This window comes from Yinghuangia seranimata (genome assembly GCF_029953285.1).
Taxonomy (GTDB): Bacteria; Actinomycetota; Actinomycetes; order Streptomycetales; family Streptomycetaceae; genus Yinghuangia; species Yinghuangia seranimata.
In genome coordinates this window covers 184,437-201,536 of record NZ_JASAOI010000022.1, presented here as the reverse complement: position 1 = coordinate 201,536, position 17,100 = coordinate 184,437, and the positions used below count along the sequence as shown (strand labels likewise).

The window sequence follows — 17,100 nt, the reverse complement described above, 5'->3', positions numbered from 1 at the left end:
ACACCGTGTTGACCGGGCGCTTGTACGGCGGCAGCCCCGTCACGTCCGCACCACCGATCAGCACCTGACCCGACGACGGCTCCTCCAACCCCGCGATCATCCGCAGCGTCGTCGTCTTCCCGCACCCGGACGCACCGAGGACGGCGAAGAACGACCCCGCGGGGATCGTGAGATCGGTCGGCTGGACGACGGTGTTGCTGCCGAAGCTCTTGCTCAGGCCCACCAGATTGACGTCACCGGAGGCGCCGGCCCGCTGCTGCTCGCTCATAGTTCAAGTGCCTTGCTACGTAGCCGGAAGCGACGGGACGGCGGCCGAAGCCGCCGTCCCGCTAACGGCCGGTGCGAATGCTGGTCGTGTGTCCGAGGGGAGGGCCCCTCGGGCCTCTACCGGTCTCCGAAGATCGTGCGGTGCCAGTCCTTCTCGGCCACCGCGGTGATGTCGTACATCACGTGCTTGACGTTGGTGTACTCGTCGAACGAGTACTGCGACATGTCCTTGCCGAAGCCGGACGCCTTGTAGCCGCCGTGCGGCATGTCGCTGATGATCGGGATGTGGTCGTTGACCCACACGCACCCGGCCTGGATCTCGCGGGTGGCGCGGCCGGCCCGGAACACGTCGCGGGTCCACGCCGAGGCCGCGAGGCCGTACGGGGTGTCGTTGGCGAGGCGGATGCCCTCCTCGTCGCTGTCGAACGGCAGCACGACCAGGACCGGGCCGAAGATCTCGTCCTGCACGATCTCCGAGTCCTGGGCCACGCCGGTGACCAGCGTCGGGCGGTAGAACGCGCCGCTCGCCAGGTCGCCGCCGGGGATCTCGCCGCCGACCACGATCTTGGCGCCGTAGCCGCGGGCGCGGTCGATGAAGCCGGCCACCGACTCCTGCTGGCGGCGCGACACGAGCGGGCCGTTGTCGGTGGACGGGTCGAGCGTGTCGCCGTGGCGGACCGCGGCGTACAGCTCGGCGACACCCTCGACGAACGCGTCGAACAGCGGCCGCTGGACGTACGCCCGGGTCGCGGCCGTGCAGTCCTGGCCGCTGTTGATGAGCGACGCGGCGACCGCACCGTGCACCGCGGCCGTGAGGTCGGCGTCGTCGAAGACCACGAACGGGGCCTTGCCGCCGAGCTCGAGGTGCATGCGCTTGACGGTCTGGATCGCGACCTCGGCGACGCGCTTGCCGACGCCGGTCGAGCCGGTGAACGAGATCATGGACACGTCGTTGTGCGCCATGAGGTACTCGCCGACCGTGCGGCCCTTGCCGGTGATCACGTTGACGACGCCGTCGGGGATCCCGGCGTCGGTGCACGCCTGCGCGAACATCAGCGAGGTCAGCGGGGTGATCTCGGCGGGCTTGAGGACGATCGTGTTGCCCGCGGCGATCGCCGGGAGGATCTTCCACGCCGCCATCTGCAGCGGGTAGTTCCACGGCGCGATCGAGCCGACCACGCCGATCGCCTCGCGGCGGACCGAGGAGGTGTGGTCGCCCGTGTACTCGCCGGACGCCTTGCCCTCCAGGGAGCGCGCGGCGCCCGCGAAGTAGGAGACGTTGTCGATCGTGCCCGGCACGTCGAACTCGCGGGTCAGCTTGATCGGCTTGCCCGCCTGCGCGGTCTCGGCCTGCGCGAAGTCCTCGGCGCGTGCCTCCAGGATCGCGGCGAGCTTGTTCAGCGCGCCGGCACGCTCCATCGGGGTGGCACGGGACCACTCGGGGAAGGCGTCCTTGGCGGCGCCGACGGCGGCGTCCACGTCCGACGTGTCCGCGAGCGTGACGGTCTCCACAACCTGGCCGTTCGCCGGGTTGGTGACATCGAAGGTCTCACCGGACGATCCGGGCCGCAGACGGCCCCCGATGAACTGGTGACCCTCGGCGAAGTCCTGCATTCGGCCCTCCACTGGCGCTCCCTGCTCGAATCCGGTGGACTGCGCTGTCGGCAGCCCCGACGTCCCCCGGCGGCCCGCGGTCGCGATCCGCCCCAAAGGGGACTTGTGGCGGCCACCCGACGGATGGTCTCCACTGGATCGGCCGTTGCTCGCGATGGAATCCGTCGTCGGGTGCCATTCTGGCTGATGTATCCATCGGATCGGCGCGTGTTCCGCGTCAGCGTAGGACGATGCCGTCCCGACACCAGGTGCCGCAACTGCCACGACGACAGCCCGGGCCCATTCGGCTTTACACATCGGCAAACCCGGGGTGTCGGATTTGCGACCGAGGCGCACGTTAGGGCGCCCGGTCGACCACAGCACGAAACCTGTCACGATGGAAGTGGTGCGCCGCAGCGCATTTACAGGGTGTGGAGGTAGCTCAGGTGTTTCCCACGGTCGCCGACGTAGTGGCCCTTGATGCCGTACGCCGCGGAATGCCGCAGGTCGTGGCCGGCGAGCGCGGGCTGTCCCGCCCCGTGCGCTGGGTGCACATCAGCGAGCTGCCGGACGCCGCCAAGCTGCTGCGCGGCGGCGAGCTCGTGCTCGCCACCGGCATCGCGCTGCCCGAGGACCGCGAGGGGTTGCAGCGGTACGTCCGGGACCTCGCCGAGGTCGACGCGGCCGGCCTGGTGATCGAGCTGGGCCGCCGGTACGCCGACCAGCTCCCCCGCGCCCTGGTCGCGGCCGCCGAGCAGGCCGGCCTCCCGGTGGTCACGCTGCGCCACGAGACGCACTTCGTCGGCATCACCGAGGCCGTGCACGGCCTGATCATCGACGCGCAGCTCGCCGAGCTGCAGGCGTCCGAGGCGGTCCACCAGGCGTTCAACGAGCTGGCCGTCGAGGGCGCCGAGCCCGGCGACGTGGTGCGGCAGGCGTCGCGCATGTCCGGGCGCCCGGTGGTGCTGGAGAACCTGGCGCACCAGGTGCTGGCGTACGACGCGGCCGGGGTCCGCGCCGAGTCGCTGCTCGACCACTGGGAGGACCGCTCCCGGCAGGTGCGCCTCGGGGCCCGCACCGGGTTCGACGAGCGCGCCGGGTGGCTGGTGACGATGGTCGGCGCGCGCGGCCACGACTGGGGCCGGCTGATCCTCGTCGGCGACGGCACCTCGCCGCCCGCCCAGCAGACGATGCTGCTCGAGCGCGCCGCGTCCACGCTCGCGCTGAACCGGCTGGTGGTGCGCGACCGGGAGACGCTGGAGCGGCAGACGCACCGCACGCTGCTGTCCGGCATCCTGACGCACTCGTACACGGTCGCCGAAGTCACGCTGCGCGCACGCGCGTTGGGCGTGAACCTGGAGGGCCGGCGGCTGGTCGGCGTGGTGCTGCGGCTGCGCCGCGGCGTGACGCCGGCGGCGCTGGAGTCCCAGGCGCGGCTGCGGGACTTCACCGAGACCGCCGCGGCGGCCGTCCGCGAACGGCGGCTGCACGCCCTGGTCGGCGGGCTCGACGACGACAGCGTCGGCCTGCTGGTCGCGCTCGGCGCGCAGGACACCGAGGACGCCGCGCTCGAGGGCTTCGCCGCCGCGTTGCGCAAGCTGGCGCCCGACCTGGCCACGGACATCGTCATCGCGGTCGGTTCGTCGGTCGGCGCCGTCCGCGACGCGCGGCGCTCGCTCCTCGAGGCCACCCAGGTCGCCGACGCCGCACTCCACCAGGGCGGCGGCGCCGCGTTCTACCGGCTGCCGGACGTGCGGCTGCGCGGCCTGCTCCACCTGCTGCGCGACGACGCGCGCCTGCAGACGTACGTGGAGCGGGAGTTGGGCCCGCTGCTCGCCTACGACGCGCAGCACGGAACGCAGTTGGTCCAGATGCTCGGCGTGTACCTGGAGAACGGCCGCAACAAGTCCGCCGCCGCCGACGCGGCGCACCTGTCACGGCCGTCGTTCTACGAACGACTCCACCGCATCGAACGCGTGCTGTCCGTCGACCTCGACCAGGTGGAGAGCTGCCTCTCTCTGCACGTCGCACTGTTGGGCCTGGAGGCGCTGCGTCGCTGACGCGCCCGCGGGGTCACGCGGGCGCGCCCGCCGCCGACGGGCCGGCCGCGGGCGCGGAGCCGCCGGTCGCGACCGGGTGCAGGTTCCGCAGCGCCCACTGGAACAGCTCGGTGTCGCGGGGGTACGTGTCGTTGGTGCTGAACAGGTCGACCTCGACGTAGAGCCCGTTCTCGATGAACGCGGCCAGCACCGCGTGCCGCGGGACGCCCGCCTCGACCCAGGTGTACTCCCACACCACGCCGGGGTTGCCGCGAATCGTGCGCTGTTCGAAGGAGATCTTCGTGTAGTCGGCGAGCACCGCGGGCGCCTTGGCCTCGTCGTCGCGCCACGCGCCCAGCAGGTCGTCGGTCTGCTTGAACGCGGTGCGGGCGGCGAGCACGGACAGCCGTCCGGGCGCGACGTAACTGATGGTCAGGTCGCGCTCGGCCCGGTTCCACCCGTCGGGGACCGGCCAGGTGAAGCGCTTCTCGTCGACGGTGTGCGTCGGTGTCGACGGGGCGGCGGTCGGCTCCGCGGTCGGGTACGGGGCGAACTGCGGCTTGGCGCTGACGCTCGGGGACGGCGACGCCGCGCTGTTCGACGGGCCCGGCGAGGCGGACTCGGCGCCGACAGCGGGCGGGTTCGCACCCGAGGCCTTGTCCTTCGCGCCGCCTCCCCCGCCGCTGAGCAGCACGGCGGCCACCACGATCGCGGCGACGGCGGCCGCCGAAGCGGACAGCACGACCGGACGGCGGCGCCACCACGGGCGCGGCTGCGGCGCGGTCCCGCCGGTCAGGATCTCCGTGCCGTCGGGCGGCGCCGCCGGGACCTCGTGCGCGGGCGGCGGCGCCGGCACGCGCGGGTAGCGCTCGGTCGGGGCGCCCGGGTCGGCGACCGGGACCGTGGCCGGGACGGTCGCCACTGGGGCGTCCGGCACCCGTGTCTCGGCGTCGGCGAAGCCGGGCACCGCGGTCGCCGACGCGACGGGCGTGGCGGCGACCGGCGTGGCCGCGACCAGCGGGGCGAGCGCGGTCGGGCGTTCGGCCTCGGGTGTCGTGTCGCGGGGCGGCAACTGCCCGCGGTTGTCCACCGGCGGCGAGGTCACCTCCTGCGTCGGAACGTCGGTCTGCCGCAACGCGTCCACCGCCAGGACGGCTTCGAGGCGCTCCAACACCTGCGCGGCGTTCGGCCGGCCCTCCGGGTCGCGGAGGAACAGCTCGCGCAGCAGCGGCGCCAACGGGCCTGTCTCCGGCGGGACTTCGGGTGCGTTGATGACGATCGCGGCGAGTGTGGCGACGGGAGTCGAGCGGCGGAACGGGGACGTCCCGGTCACCGCGGCGCACAGAGTCACACCGAGCGACCACAGGTCGGACGCCGGTCCGGCGTTGTCGCCGTCGATGCGCTCGGGCGCCATGAACTCCGGTGAGCCGACCATCATTCCGGTGCCGGTCAGGCCGCTGGTGCCTTCGAGCGCGGCGATGCCGAAGTCGGTGAGCACGGTGTGCCCGTCCGGCTCGATCAGGACGTTTCCGGGTTTCACGTCGCGGTGCAGGACGCCCTGGTCGTGCACCGTGCGCAGGGCCCGTGCGAGCTGGACGCCGATCGCGGCGGCGTCCTTCGGCGACAGCGGCCCGTCCTGGTCGACCACGGCGTCCAGGGAGCGCGCGGCCAACAGTTCCATGACGATCCACAAACGGTCGTCGTCTTCCACGTAGTCGTACACCCGGACCACATTCGGGTGATTGATGCGCGCCGTGGCGCGCGCCTCGCGCAACGATCTCTCGCGCCGATTCCGGTCCTCGTGGTCGTGGCCGAAAACGATATTCAGGACTTTGGCCGCGACCGGTCGGTCGAGCAGCTCGTCATGGGCCCGCCAGACGGTCCCCATGCCTCCGCTGCCGATGACACTGACCAGCCGATACCGGCCACCGACCAGATCCCCGCCCTCGGCTCTCCCCTGCCCGCGCGGCATCCCACCCCCAGCTGCCCCTGTGCCGGCCGACCCCCTCGGGGTCATCCGCCCGGGCGAAGTGCGACGGATTTCCCGGGCGGTCCATGGTAAAACAAAGCGACGCGGCCAATGGATATCGGGTGGGAAAATCAAGATCTAATCCGGGGCCAATTCAGCGGAGGGGGCTGAAGCGTGGACATCCCACGCAGATTTCGATCAGAAAGAGTCAAGAGAGCGTCGATTCTTGTCGCCTTTCCCATCGGTCTGGCGCTGACCCTGCAGGCGGGCCTCGCCCTCGCGAACACCGGGGAGCCCGGCGACCACTGGCATCACCCAGGTGGGGGGCACAGCAGCAGCCGGACCAGCCTGCCGGGCGGACCCGGCGGCGAATCGGGCGGTGGCGAGGGGGGCGGCGAGTCGGGTGGCGAGCACCCGCCGCCGAGTTCGAGCTCCAGCAGCACGCGGTCGACCAGCGCTTCGCCGCGGACGTCCGCCAGTTCGTCACGGTCGTCGAGCGCGTCGTCGTCCTCGAGTTCGTCGTCCGCGAGCTCCTCGGCCAGTTCGTCGGCCGGCTCCTCGGCGAGCACGTCCGCGAGTTCGTCGGCGAGCAGCAAGCCGCCGACCACGAGCGCACCGCCCACGACCGCGCCGAGCAGTCCGGCGCCGACCACGACCGCGCCGCAGGCCAAGGTCTACGGCGTCGGCGTCTCCCGGCAGGTCACCTTCGACGGGACCACGGGGCGGGGCAGCATCCCGTTCACGGTCACCAACACCACCGACCGCGTGCAGCCGGCGCGCGACGTGTACGCGGTCAGCACCAACCAGCTGGAGATCCTGTCGGTCGCCGGCTGTGAGCCCGGCCCGAAGCTGTCGGCGAACTGGCGTGACAGCTTCAGGTGTTCGCTCCCCTCGCTGAAACCGGGCGAGTCGCGGACGTGGACCGCGCAGGTGCGCTACCTGCCGGCCACCACCCGCGCCGACACCCGCGCGGCACGCGACGCGGTGCGGCTGCCGCTCGCGGAGGACCCGAACCAGGACGTCTCGACGTTCTGCGTGCTCGTGGTGCCGAAGGGCGCGACGAACCTGAACGTGATCCTCGGCCAGGACGGGCCGCTGCGCTTCGTATTCGGCAGCAACGACCCGAACGTCATCGGCTTCACCGTGACACCGGGCGAGGGTTCGGCGAACGGCGGAGCGGGCGGCACCACCAACGTCGGCAGCACCAACGTCGGCACCGGCGGGAACGGCGGGAACGACGGCAGTGGGGGGAACAACGGCAACGGCGGGAACAACCCGACGGCGCCGGGTTCGCTGCCGAAGACCGGGGTCCTGCCCTGGGAGCTGTCGATCGCGGGCGGCGCGCTCGGCCTGCTGATCCTCGGCTGCGCGATGGTCGGCCTCGCCCGCATGCGCATGCGGGACGCCGAACCGGTCTGATCCACAGCGCACAAGGCACGAACACCCCGCGGTCCACCGGGACTTCCCCGGTGGACCGCAGTGGTGTCAGCGCGCGACGAAGCGCAGCGCCTTGCGGATGGCGGGACGCTCGACGTAGTCGGCCAGGGTGCGCCGCCCGCGGACGATGCCCTCGAAGGCCGACCAGGCCTTGGGGATGTGGGACACCGCGTTGTGGAAGAGCGCGGGCCGGCGCTCGAAGGCGGCCAGCATCAGGCGGCCCGCCCTCATCTCGCGGCCGAGGGTGGCCTCGATGCGCGTGCGGTAGGCCTCGGTGGCCTCCTTCACGTCGGCGTCGTCGCGGGCGGCGGCGATGAGCGCGGCGGTCTCGCCCGCGGCACGGCCGGAGCGGAGCGCGTACGAGATGCCCTCGCGCGTCCATGGTTCCAGCAGCCCGGCGGCGTCGCCCGCGACCAGCACGCGCCCGTTGGAGAGCGGCGAGTCGTCCGCGCGGCAGCGGGTGAGGTGGCCGGAAGTCACCGACGGGCGGAAGCCCGCGAGGCCTTGCCGGGCGATGAAGTCGCGCAGGTAGGCGCGGGTCGCCTCGCCGTTGCCGCGGGCGCAGATGACGCCGACGGTGAGGGTGTCGTCCTTGGGGAAGATCCACGCGTAGGAGCCGGGCAGCGGCCCCCAGTCGATCAGCACGCGGCCGCGCCAGTGGTCGGCGATCTCCGGCGGCACCGGGATCTCGGACTCGAGGCCCAGGTCCACCTGGTCGAACACGACGCCGACGTACGCGCTGGTGCGCCCGGCGCTGCCGTCCGCGCCGACGAGGGCGCGTGCGTGCACCGTCTCGCCGCCGGCGAGGGTCAGGCGGACGCCGTGGGCGTCTTCGTCGACGCGCTGGACGGTGGCGTCCTCGCGCACGTGCGCGCCGGCCTCGCGTGCCGCGGCGACCAGGCCGGCGTCGAACTCGGGGCGGTTGACCAGGCCGAACATCTCGCCCTTGCCGCGTACCCGCTTGGTGCGGGTCCAGCGGCCGTTCATGCTGAACGTGCAGGCGTACACGAGCTCCTTGAGCGGTGCGCGGAAGCCGGGCGGCAACGCGCCCGACGACGGGCCGATGAGGCCTCCGCCGCAGGTCTTGTAGCGGGGCAGCGAGGCCTTCTCCACGAGCAGGACGCGGCGGCCCGCCGCGGCGGCTGCGTGTGCGGCCGAGGCGCCGGCCGGTCCCGCGCCGACGACCACGACGTCCCAGACGTCGGCGGCCTCGGCGGCGCCCGGCACCGCGTCCGCGGACCGGTCGGGCGCGGGGTCGGACGGGGGCGGCGTGGGGCTCGTGGTCATGGGCCGTCAGCCTATCGGGCCGGGCCCCGCGACCAGGCGGGGCGCCCCGCGCGCGGCTCCGACAATATGACCGATTTGCTCCGTAAGATCGCCAACCGTTCCCGACGGCTGGAGGTCCGGTTGAGCAGCATCGAGTCACTGGTCGTCGTGGTGGTCATGGTCGCGCTGGCGCCCATCGTCACGGCCGGGCTCGGGCGCTGGGTGCGGGTGCCGACGGTGGTCGTCGAAATTCTGCTGGGCGTGCTCGCGGGGCCCGCCGTGTTCGCCTGGCTCACCACGGACGACCAGCTGACGACCGAGCTGTCGAACTTCGGTCTGGTGATGCTGATGTTCCTGGCCGGCTACGAGGTCGACGTGCCGCGTATCAAGGGCGATCCGCTGCGCGGCGCGACGGTGGGCTGGTTCGCTTCGCTGGCGCTCGGGCTCGGCGCGGGCATGGCGGTCGGGTACCCGGCCGGCGGGACGATGACGGCGTTGTCCGTCGGCCTCGCGCTGACCACCACGGCGCTCGGCACGATCCTGCCGATCGTGCGCGACTCGGGGATCCTGCCGACCCGCATGGGCGGCCAGATCATGGCGATCGGGACGGTCGGGGAGTTCGCCCCGATCGTGGCGATCGCTCTACTGCTGAGCGGCCGGCACCCGGGGGCCACGGTGGTGGCGCTGGCCGTCTTCGCGGTGCTGGCCGGCGCGTGCCTGTGGCTCGCCGTCAAGCCGAATCCGCGCTGGCTGGACCGGCTGGTGGTGCGCACGCTGCACTCCAGCGGGCAGCTCGCGGTGCGGCTGGCGCTGCTGCTGACGATCTTGCTGGTGTGGTTCGCGGACGAACTCGAACTGGACAACCTGCTGGGCGCGTTCACCGCCGGGCTGGCCATGCGGCTGTCCCTCAACGACGCGCCGCGCGACCTCGTGGAGACGATCTCGGCGAAGCTGGACGCGATCGGCTTCGGGTTGTTCGTGCCGGTGTTCTTCGTGATGAGCGGGGTGCGCTTCGACCTTCAGGCGCTGCTCGACCGGCCGGTCCTGTTCGGGTTCATCCCGCTGTTCCTGGTGCTGTTCCTGGTGGTGCGGGGCGTCCCGACGTACCTGCTGACGCGCCGCGGCGCGGTGGCCCCGTACGCGAAGGAGCTGGCGTTGTTCGCGTCGACCGGGCTGCCGCTGGTCGTGGTGATCACGAACATCGCCGTCGACAACGGCTACCTGAAGAGCTCGTCAGCGGCCGTGCTGGTGGGCGCGGGCATGCTCTCGGTGCTGGTGTTCCCGCAGCTGGCGCTGCGCGGCCGGACGTCCCGGCCGGAGGACTTCGGCGCTGCCGACGACCTCCCGCCGGGCGACGACGAGGAGCAGGTCCTCAAAGGCCGATGATGCCGCCCCAGGTCTTCTCCCAGCCACGGCTCTCGTCGACGCCGACCTCGCGCATGGTGTGCAGCCGAGCCTGCGTCTCGGCGCTGGGGAACATCAGCTCGTTCTCGGCGAGTTCCGCGATGTCCTTGTCCTCGTTCTTGGCGAGGATCTCGCGCGCGGCCGGGACCGGGCAGATGTACTGGACGGACGCGGCGAGCTCGGCGGCGATCTGGGGGTCGTAGTAGAAGTTCATGAGCGCCTCGGCGTTCGCCTTGTGCGACGCCCTGTTCGGCACCATGAGGTTCTCCGACCACAGCTCGGCGCCCTCTTCGGGGACGACGAACTCGATGTCGGGGTTGTCGAGCTGCAGTTGCAGCACGTCGCCCGAGTACGCCATGCACGCGAGCACGTCGCCGGACGCCAGGCCGGACGTGTAGTCGTTGCCGGTGAAGCTGCGGATGTGCTTTTTGTCGACGAGCTTCTGGACCCGCTCCATCACCTTGTCCACGTCCTTCTCCGTGAACTTGGTGACGTCGGAGCCCTCGCCGATCATCAGCAGCGTGACGGCCTCCATGAAGCCGGAGAACAGCGTGACGCGGCCGGCGAGGTCCTTGGCCCACAGGTCGGCGACGTTCTTGATCTCCCGGCCGACCAGCTTCTTGTTGTAGGCGATGCCGGTGATACCGCTCGCCCACGGCACGGTGTGGTCGCGCTGCGGGTCGTAGCCGGGGCTGCGCAGCGTCTCGGCGAGGTTGGCCTGCACGTTGGGCAGGTTGGCCTTGTCGAGCTTCTGCACCCAGCCGAGGCCGACGAAGCGCGTGCACATCCAGTCGGAGATGACGATGAGGTCGCGGCCCGGCTCCTTGCCCGCCTGGATCGCGGGGTGGATCTTGCCGAAGAACTCGTCGTTGTCGTTGATCTCCTCGGTGTACTTCACGTCGATGCCGGTGGCCTCGGTGAACTCGTCGAGGGTGGGGTGCTTCTCGGCGTCGTCTTCGTCGACGTCGATGTAGAGCGCCCAGTTGGAGAACCGCACGCGCTTGTCCGACTCGCTCTTGTCGACGCCGGTGCGCTCGTCCTCGGGCACGAACGCGGAGGGCACGCCGCACGCGCTGAGCGCGCCGGCCGCCGCGAGGGCGCCGCCGCCGCGGAGAACCGTTCGCCTGCCGATGTTCCGGCCGCCGATCCGCGAGGTGGGCACGGCTCGGTTGCGGATCATGCGGTGGCTCCTCGTTCTGACGTGCTGTGGACCTCGTGCATCCTCGCGCCCGCCTCGCACCGCCGACAACGAGCACGGTGTCAGGCGTGGGCCGGAGGGCTTGACAGGCTGCCGAGCGCCCCGGAAACGACGACGCCGCCCCCGCGTGCGGCGGGGGCGGCGTCGGTCGGCGCGGCCGGGCCGTGCGGCCCGGGCGGCAAAGCTGCGCTGGTCAGCCCTCGATGAAGGACATCACGTGCTTGATGCGCGTGTAGTCCTCGAACCCGTAGACGGACAGGTCCTTGCCGTAGCCGGAGTGCTTGAAGCCGCCGTGCGGCATCTCGGCGACGAGCGGGATGTGCGTGTTGATCCACACACAGCCGAAGTCGAGCTTCTTCGACATCCGCATCGCGCGGGCGTGGTCCTTGGTCCACACCGAGGACGCGAGCGCGTACTCGACGCCGTTGGCGTTGTCGAGCGCCTCGGCCTCGTCGGAGAACTTCTGCACGGTGATGACCGGGCCGAAGACCTCCTTCTGGATGATCTCGTCCTCCTGCTTCAGCCCGGAGACGACGGTCGGGGCGTAGAAGTAGCCCTTCGCGCCGACCCGGTGGCCGCCCGCCTCGACCTTGGCGTGGGCCGGCAGGCGCTCGATGAAGCCGGCCACGTGGGCGAGCTGGTTGGCGTTGTTGATCGGGCCGTAGTAGGCGTCCTCGACGTCCGGGCCGCCGGTCGTGAAGCCGTTCGCGTTGGCGGCGAGGGCGGCGACGAACTCGTCGTGGATGCTCTCGTGCACCAGCACGCGGGTGGCCGCGGTGCAGTCCTGGCCGGCGTTGAAGTAGCCGGCGCCGGCGATGCCCTCGGCGGCCGACGCGATGTCGGCGTCCTCGAACACCACGACCGGGGCCTTGCCGCCCAGCTCCAGGTGGACGCGCTTGAGGTCCTTGGCCGCCGACTCGGCGACCGCCATGCCGGCCCGCACCGAGCCGGTGATCGACGCCATGGCCGGGGTCTTGTGCGCGACCATCTGCGCGCCGGTGTCGCGGTCGCCGGTGACGACGTTGAACACACCGGGCGGGAGGATCTCGCCCATGATCTCGGCCATCAGGACCGTCGACTCCGGGGTGGTGTCGGACGGCTTGAGGACGACGGTGTTGCCCGCGGCGATGGCCGGCGCGAACTTCCACACCGCCATCATCATCGGGTAGTTCCAGGGGGTGACCTGCGCGCACACGCCGACCGGCTCGCGGCGTACGAACGAGGTGTGGCCCGCCATGTACTCGCCGGCGGACTTGCCCTCCAGCAGGCGCGCGGCGCCCGCGAAGAAGCGGATCTGATCGACCATCGGGGGGATCTCCTCCGAGGCCGTCAGGCCGAGGGGCTTGCCGGTGTTGCGACACTCGGCGGCCACCAGGTCGTCCGCACGCGCCTCGAAGGCGTCGGCGATCTTCAGCAGCGCGCGCTGGCGCTCGGAGGGCGTGGTCTCGCTCCACGTCTCGAACGCGGTGGCGGCCGCGCTCATGGCCGCGTCGACGTCCGCCGCGCCGGAGAGGGGGGCGGTGGCGTACACCTCGCCGGTGGACGGGTCGATCACGTCCATCGTCCGGCCGTCGGCCGCGTCGACGAACTTGCCGTCGATGAAATTACGCAGGGTCCGCAGATCGCTCATGTCCCCAGTCTCCTCTGGCTTTCCTCTAAGTGGTCGTACGCCGTCCCTGGCCACGCGGGAGGATGCCGGGACGTTGCGGTATCCGGGTGAACCTTCCGCCGGTGAGCAGGGACCCTGCCGTCACCGTCCCAAGCGTAACCCCATACCTGCCGGGATCATCAGCCTGAACCCGACAGGACAACTGAATCAGTTGTCACCAAGACGAAAGTCAACGGATTCCCTTGCGAAAGACCCGACTCATGAGGCAGAGTGACGACGTGGCCAGTCGAGACAGGAACCCGGGCGGATCGCTGGACTCCGTGTCCATGGCGATCATCGAGCAGCTCCAGGAGGACGGACGCCGCTCGTACGCCGCCATCGGGAAGGCCGTGGGCCTGTCCGAAGCGGCGGTGCGCCAACGCGTACAGCGCCTGCTCGACCAGGGCGTCATGCAGATCGTCGCCGTGACCGATCCCCTGACGGTGGGTTTCCACCGCCAGGCCATGGTCGGCATGCGCGTCGAAGGCGATATCGAGCCGGTCGCGGACATCCTTGCGACGATGGACGAGGTGGCCTACGTCGTCATCACGGCGGGCTCGTTCGACCTGATCGCCGAGCTCGTCTGCGAGGACGACGACCACATGCTCGCGATCATCAACAAGAGGATCCGAGCGATCCCCGGAGTACGGAGCACCGAGAGCTTCGTCTACCTCAAGCTCCGGAAGCAGACCTACACATGGGGTACCCGATGACCGAACAGTTCGACACCGCCGCTTTGTCGAAGAAGGCGTACGACCACCTGTGGATGCACTTCACCCGCATGTCGTCGTACGAGAACGCGCCCGTTCCCACGATCGTGCGCGGTGAAGGCGTCAACATCTGGGACGCCAACGGACGCAAGTACATCGACGGCCTTGCCGGACTGTTCGTCGTACAGGCCGGCCACGGCCGCAAGGAGCTCGCCGAGGTCGCGCGCAAGCAGGCCGAGGAGCTCGCGTTCTTCCCGGTGTGGAGCTACGCCCACCCGAAGGCCATCGAGCTGGCCGAGCGCCTCGCGAACTACGCGCCGGGCGACCTGAACAAGGTCTTCTTCACCACCGGCGGCGGCGAGGCCGTCGAGTCGGCGTGGAAGCTGGCCAAGCACTACTTCAAGCTCAAGGGCATGCCGACCAAGCACAAGGTGCTCTCCCGCACCACGGCTTACCACGGCACGCCGCAGGGCGCCCTGTCGATCACCGGCCTGCCGGGCCTGAAGGCCCCGTACGAGCCGCTGGTCCCGTCGACCTTCCGGGTGCCGAACACCAACATCTACCGCGCGCCGGCCTTCCTGGCCGACCAGACCCCGGAGGCCTTCGGCCGCTGGGCCGCGGACCAGATCGAGGTCCAGATCCTCAACGAGGGCCCCGAGACCGTCGCCGCGGTGTTCGTCGAGCCCGTGCAGAACGCCGGCGGCTGCTTCCCGCCGCCGCCCGGGTACTTCCAGCGGGTCCGCGAGATCTGCGACAAGTACGACGTCCTCATGGTCTCGGACGAGGTCATCTGCGCGTTCGGCCGCCTGGGCACCATGTTCGGCTGCGAGAAGTTCGGCTACGTGCCGGACATCATCACCTGCGCCAAGGGCATGACCTCGGGCTACTCCCCGATCGGCGCGATGATCGTCTCCGACAAGCTCGCCGAGCCCTTCTACAAGGGCGAGGAGATGTTCCTCCACGGCTACACCTTCGGCGGCCACCCGGTCTCGTCGGCGGTCGCGCTCGCCAACCTGGACATCTTCGACCAGGAGGGCCTCAACAAGCACGTCCTCGACAACGAGGGCAAGTTCCTCGCGACCCTGCAGAAGCTGCTCGACCTGCCGATCGTCGGCGACGTCCGCGGCAACGGGTACTTCTACGGCATCGAGCTCGTCAAGGACAAGGCCTCCAAGGAGACCTTCAACGACGACGAGATCGAGCGCGTGCTCTACGGCTTCCTGTCGAAGGCGCTCTTCGACAACGGCCTGTACTGCCGTGCCGACGACCGCGGCGACCCGGTCATCCAGCTTTCCCCGCCGCTGATCGCGGACCAGGGTACGTTCGACGAGATCGAGCAGATCCTGCGCGCCGTCCTCACCGAGGCGTGGACGAAGCTCTGATCCGCCCCCGGGTGACCGGGACCCCCCAGCAACACTGACGAACCCTCAGCGAATGTGCCGTCGACGCGCCGCCCCTGTGCGCGTCGACGGCACATTCGCGGTTGTGCGACAGCACGATCCGCGGGTTTTCCACAGGAGGAACAGGACGTTGGCCACGGCACCACTCGCACCCGGCTCCACCGACCGCACCCGCGTACGCCGCCTCCCCGAGAAGGCGGTGTCCGAGCGCGACGTCCTGCACCGCGTGCTCGACGCCGGGCTCGTCGGGCACGTCGCCGTCTCGGACGACCAGGGCCGCCCGTACGTCCTGCCCGTCGCGTACGCGCGCGACGGCGACCGCGTCCTCATCCACGGCTCCACCGGCAGCCGCCTGTTCCGCGCCCTCGCCGCGGGCGCCCCGACGTGCCTCACGGTCACGCTCCTGGACGGCCTCGTGGTCGCCCGTTCGGCGTTCGAGTCGTCCATGAACTACCGCAGCGCGATGGTCTTCGGGATATGCGAGGTGGTCGAGGGCGACGCCAAGGCCGCCGCGCTCGACCTGCTCACCGACCACCTGCTGCCCGGGCGCCGCGCCGACCTGCGCCCGCACAAGAAGAAGGAGCTGGCCGCGACGCTCGTGCTCGCGCTGCCGCTCGACGAGACGTCCGTCAAGGTGTCCGCGAACCACCCGACCGACGACGAGGACGACCTCGACACCCCGGTCTGGGCCGGCACCGTCCCGCTCGGCGAGACCTACTACGACGCGGTCCCGGCCCCGGACCTCCGCTTCGACCTGCCGGTTCCCGAGTACGTGAGGGCGTGGCGCCGGTGAGTGCCGCCTACCGTGACCTGTCCCTCTGGTTCGACACGCTCGGCGAGGACGTCACCCCCCGCCCCGCGCTCGCCGGGGACCTCGACGTCGACGTCGCGATCGTCGGCGCCGGCTACACGCGCCTGTGGACCGCCTACTACCTCGCCGAGGCCGACCCGTCGCTGCGCATCGCCGTGCTGGAGCGCGAGGTCGCCGGCTTCGGCGCGTCCGGACGCAACGGCGGCTGGTGCTCGTCGCTGTTCCCCGCCAGCCTCGCCAAGGTCGCGCGCGGCAGCACCCGCGAACGCGCCGTCGCCCAGCAGCGCGCCATGAACGCCACCGTCGACGAGGTCGGCCGCGTCGTGGCGGCCGAGGGCATCGACTGCGGCTTCACCAAGGGCGGCACCGTCATGCTCGCCCGCACACACGTCCAGACCCGGCGCGCGTGGGCGATGGTCGAGGACGAGCGCTCGTGGGGCTTCGGCAAGGAGGACGTCCGCTACCTCGACGCCGACGAGGCCCGCGCCCGCGTGGGCGCCACCGACGTGCTCGGCGGCGTCTACACCCCGCACTGCGCGGCCATCCAGCCCGCCAAGCTCGCCCGCGGGCTCGCCGAGGCCGTCGAGCGGCGCGGCGTGACGATCTACGAGGGCACCCCCGTCACCCTGATCGACGACGGCGCGGCGGTCACCCCGCACGGCACCGTGCGTGCCGAGGTCGTGGTCCGCGCGACCGAGGGCTACACCCCCGAGCTGCCCGGCTTCACCCGGGACATCGTGCCCGTGTACTCGCTCATGATCGCCACCGAGCCGCTGCCCCAGGAGGTGTGGGACGAGATCGGGCTCGCCGAGCGCGAGACGTTCTCCGACCTGCGCCACCTGATCATCTACGGGCAGCGCACCGAGGACGGCCGCCTCGCGTTCGGCGGCCGCGGCGCTCCGTACCACTTCGGCTCACGCGTCCGGCCCGAGTACGACCGGGACGAGCGGGTGTTCGCCGAGCTCAAGTCGGTGCTCCGGCAGCTGTTCCCGCAGACCGCGGACGCCGAGATCACCCACACGTGGGGCGGCGCACTCGGCGTCTCGCGCGACTGGTACGCGAGCTGCGGCATCGACCGTGGACGCAGGCTGGCCTGGGCGGGCGGCTACGTCGGCGACGGCGTCGGCACCACGAACCTCGCCGGGCGCACGCTCGCCGACCTGGTCCGCGACCAGTACACCGAGCTGACCCGACTGCCGTGGGTGCAGCACCGCTCGCCGCGCTGGGAGCCCGAGCCGCTGCGCTGGATCGGCACCAACGTCGGCCTGCGCGTCATGACCGCGGCCGACGGCGAGGAGCAGCGCACCGGCAAGGACTCCCGGCTCGCGAAGGCGTTCGGGCGGTTCCTCGGGCACTGA

At 71.2% G+C, this 17,100-nt stretch carries 14 protein-coding genes; 7 read left to right on the top strand and 7 right to left on the bottom strand.

What is annotated here, in order from left to right; all coding sequences use genetic code 11:
- The coding region (locus tag QI554_RS15350) for an ATP-binding cassette domain-containing protein (RefSeq protein WP_281470318.1) at positions 1 to 268 on the bottom strand (268 nt) is incomplete at its 3' end.
- Positions 269 to 384: 116 nt separating this feature from the next.
- Positions 385 to 1,881, bottom strand: coding sequence for a gamma-aminobutyraldehyde dehydrogenase (locus QI554_RS15345; RefSeq protein ID WP_281470316.1), 1,497 nt, complete (start codon positions 1,879 to 1,881; stop codon positions 385 to 387).
- A gap of 425 nt (positions 1,882 to 2,306) precedes the next feature.
- Here QI554_RS15345 and QI554_RS15340 point away from each other — a divergent pair, with 425 nt between their 5' ends.
- The gene (locus QI554_RS15340) at positions 2,307 to 3,920 is read left to right on the top strand and encodes a PucR family transcriptional regulator (RefSeq protein WP_281470314.1); all 1,614 of its coding nucleotides are present in this window, start codon (positions 2,307 to 2,309) and stop codon (positions 3,918 to 3,920) included.
- Between the two features lie 13 nt (positions 3,921 to 3,933).
- On the opposite strand, the gene QI554_RS15335 is transcribed toward QI554_RS15340, so the two are convergent.
- Positions 3,934 to 5,871 (bottom strand): serine/threonine-protein kinase, encoded by a 1,938-nt coding sequence (locus QI554_RS15335; RefSeq protein ID WP_281470311.1) that lies wholly within the window; start codon positions 5,869 to 5,871, stop codon positions 3,934 to 3,936.
- 308 nt (positions 5,872 to 6,179) lie between these two features.
- Positions 6,180 to 6,539: a hypothetical protein gene (locus QI554_RS15330; protein WP_281470310.1), complete on the bottom strand. Its 360-nt coding sequence runs from the start codon at positions 6,537 to 6,539 to the stop codon at positions 6,180 to 6,182.
- 94 nt (positions 6,540 to 6,633) lie between these two features.
- Between QI554_RS15330 and QI554_RS15325 the strand changes: the two genes are divergently transcribed.
- Positions 6,634 to 7,287, top strand: a complete 654-nt coding sequence (locus tag QI554_RS15325; protein ID WP_281470308.1) for a hypothetical protein — start codon at positions 6,634 to 6,636, stop codon at positions 7,285 to 7,287.
- Between the two features lie 66 nt (positions 7,288 to 7,353).
- Here QI554_RS15325 and QI554_RS15320 read toward each other — a convergent pair whose 3' ends face one another.
- A complete protein-coding gene (locus tag QI554_RS15320) occupies positions 7,354 to 8,592 on the bottom strand; it encodes a geranylgeranyl reductase family protein (RefSeq protein WP_281470306.1) in 1,239 nt (412 codons plus the stop codon).
- A gap of 120 nt (positions 8,593 to 8,712) precedes the next feature.
- Here QI554_RS15320 and QI554_RS15315 point away from each other — a divergent pair, with 120 nt between their 5' ends.
- Positions 8,713 to 9,957: a cation:proton antiporter gene (locus QI554_RS15315; RefSeq protein WP_281470304.1), complete on the top strand. Its 1,245-nt coding sequence runs from the start codon at positions 8,713 to 8,715 to the stop codon at positions 9,955 to 9,957.
- Here QI554_RS15315 and QI554_RS15310 read toward each other — a convergent pair.
- Together QI554_RS15310 and QI554_RS15305 are read right to left on the bottom strand one after the other, a co-directional pair.
- Positions 9,944 to 11,155, bottom strand: a complete 1,212-nt coding sequence (locus tag QI554_RS15310; RefSeq protein ID WP_281470302.1) for a polyamine ABC transporter substrate-binding protein — start codon at positions 11,153 to 11,155, stop codon at positions 9,944 to 9,946. The genes QI554_RS15315 and QI554_RS15310 overlap by 14 nt on opposite strands.
- Positions 11,156 to 11,366: 211 nt before the next feature.
- A complete protein-coding gene (locus QI554_RS15305) occupies positions 11,367 to 12,803 on the bottom strand; it encodes a gamma-aminobutyraldehyde dehydrogenase (protein ID WP_281470300.1) in 1,437 nt (478 codons plus the stop codon).
- 239 nt (positions 12,804 to 13,042) lie between these two features.
- On the opposite strand from QI554_RS15305, the gene QI554_RS15300 reads away from it, so the two are divergent.
- From QI554_RS15300 to QI554_RS15285, 4 genes are all read left to right on the top strand, one after another.
- Positions 13,043 to 13,534: an Lrp/AsnC family transcriptional regulator gene (locus QI554_RS15300; RefSeq protein WP_425527981.1), complete on the top strand. Its 492-nt coding sequence runs from the start codon at positions 13,043 to 13,045 to the stop codon at positions 13,532 to 13,534.
- Entirely contained in the window at positions 13,531 to 14,913 is a 1,383-nt protein-coding gene (locus QI554_RS15295; RefSeq protein WP_281470296.1) for an aspartate aminotransferase family protein, read from the top strand. The genes QI554_RS15300 and QI554_RS15295 overlap by 4 nt, the downstream gene beginning before the upstream one ends.
- A 148-nt stretch (positions 14,914 to 15,061) precedes the next feature.
- The gene (locus QI554_RS15290; RefSeq protein ID WP_281470294.1) at positions 15,062 to 15,724 is read left to right on the top strand and encodes a pyridoxamine 5'-phosphate oxidase family protein; all 663 of its coding nucleotides are present in this window, start codon (positions 15,062 to 15,064) and stop codon (positions 15,722 to 15,724) included.
- Complete coding sequence (locus QI554_RS15285) at positions 15,721 to 17,100, top strand: NAD(P)/FAD-dependent oxidoreductase (protein ID WP_281470292.1); 1,380 nt, start codon at positions 15,721 to 15,723, stop codon at positions 17,098 to 17,100. The genes QI554_RS15290 and QI554_RS15285 overlap by 4 nt, the downstream gene beginning before the upstream one ends.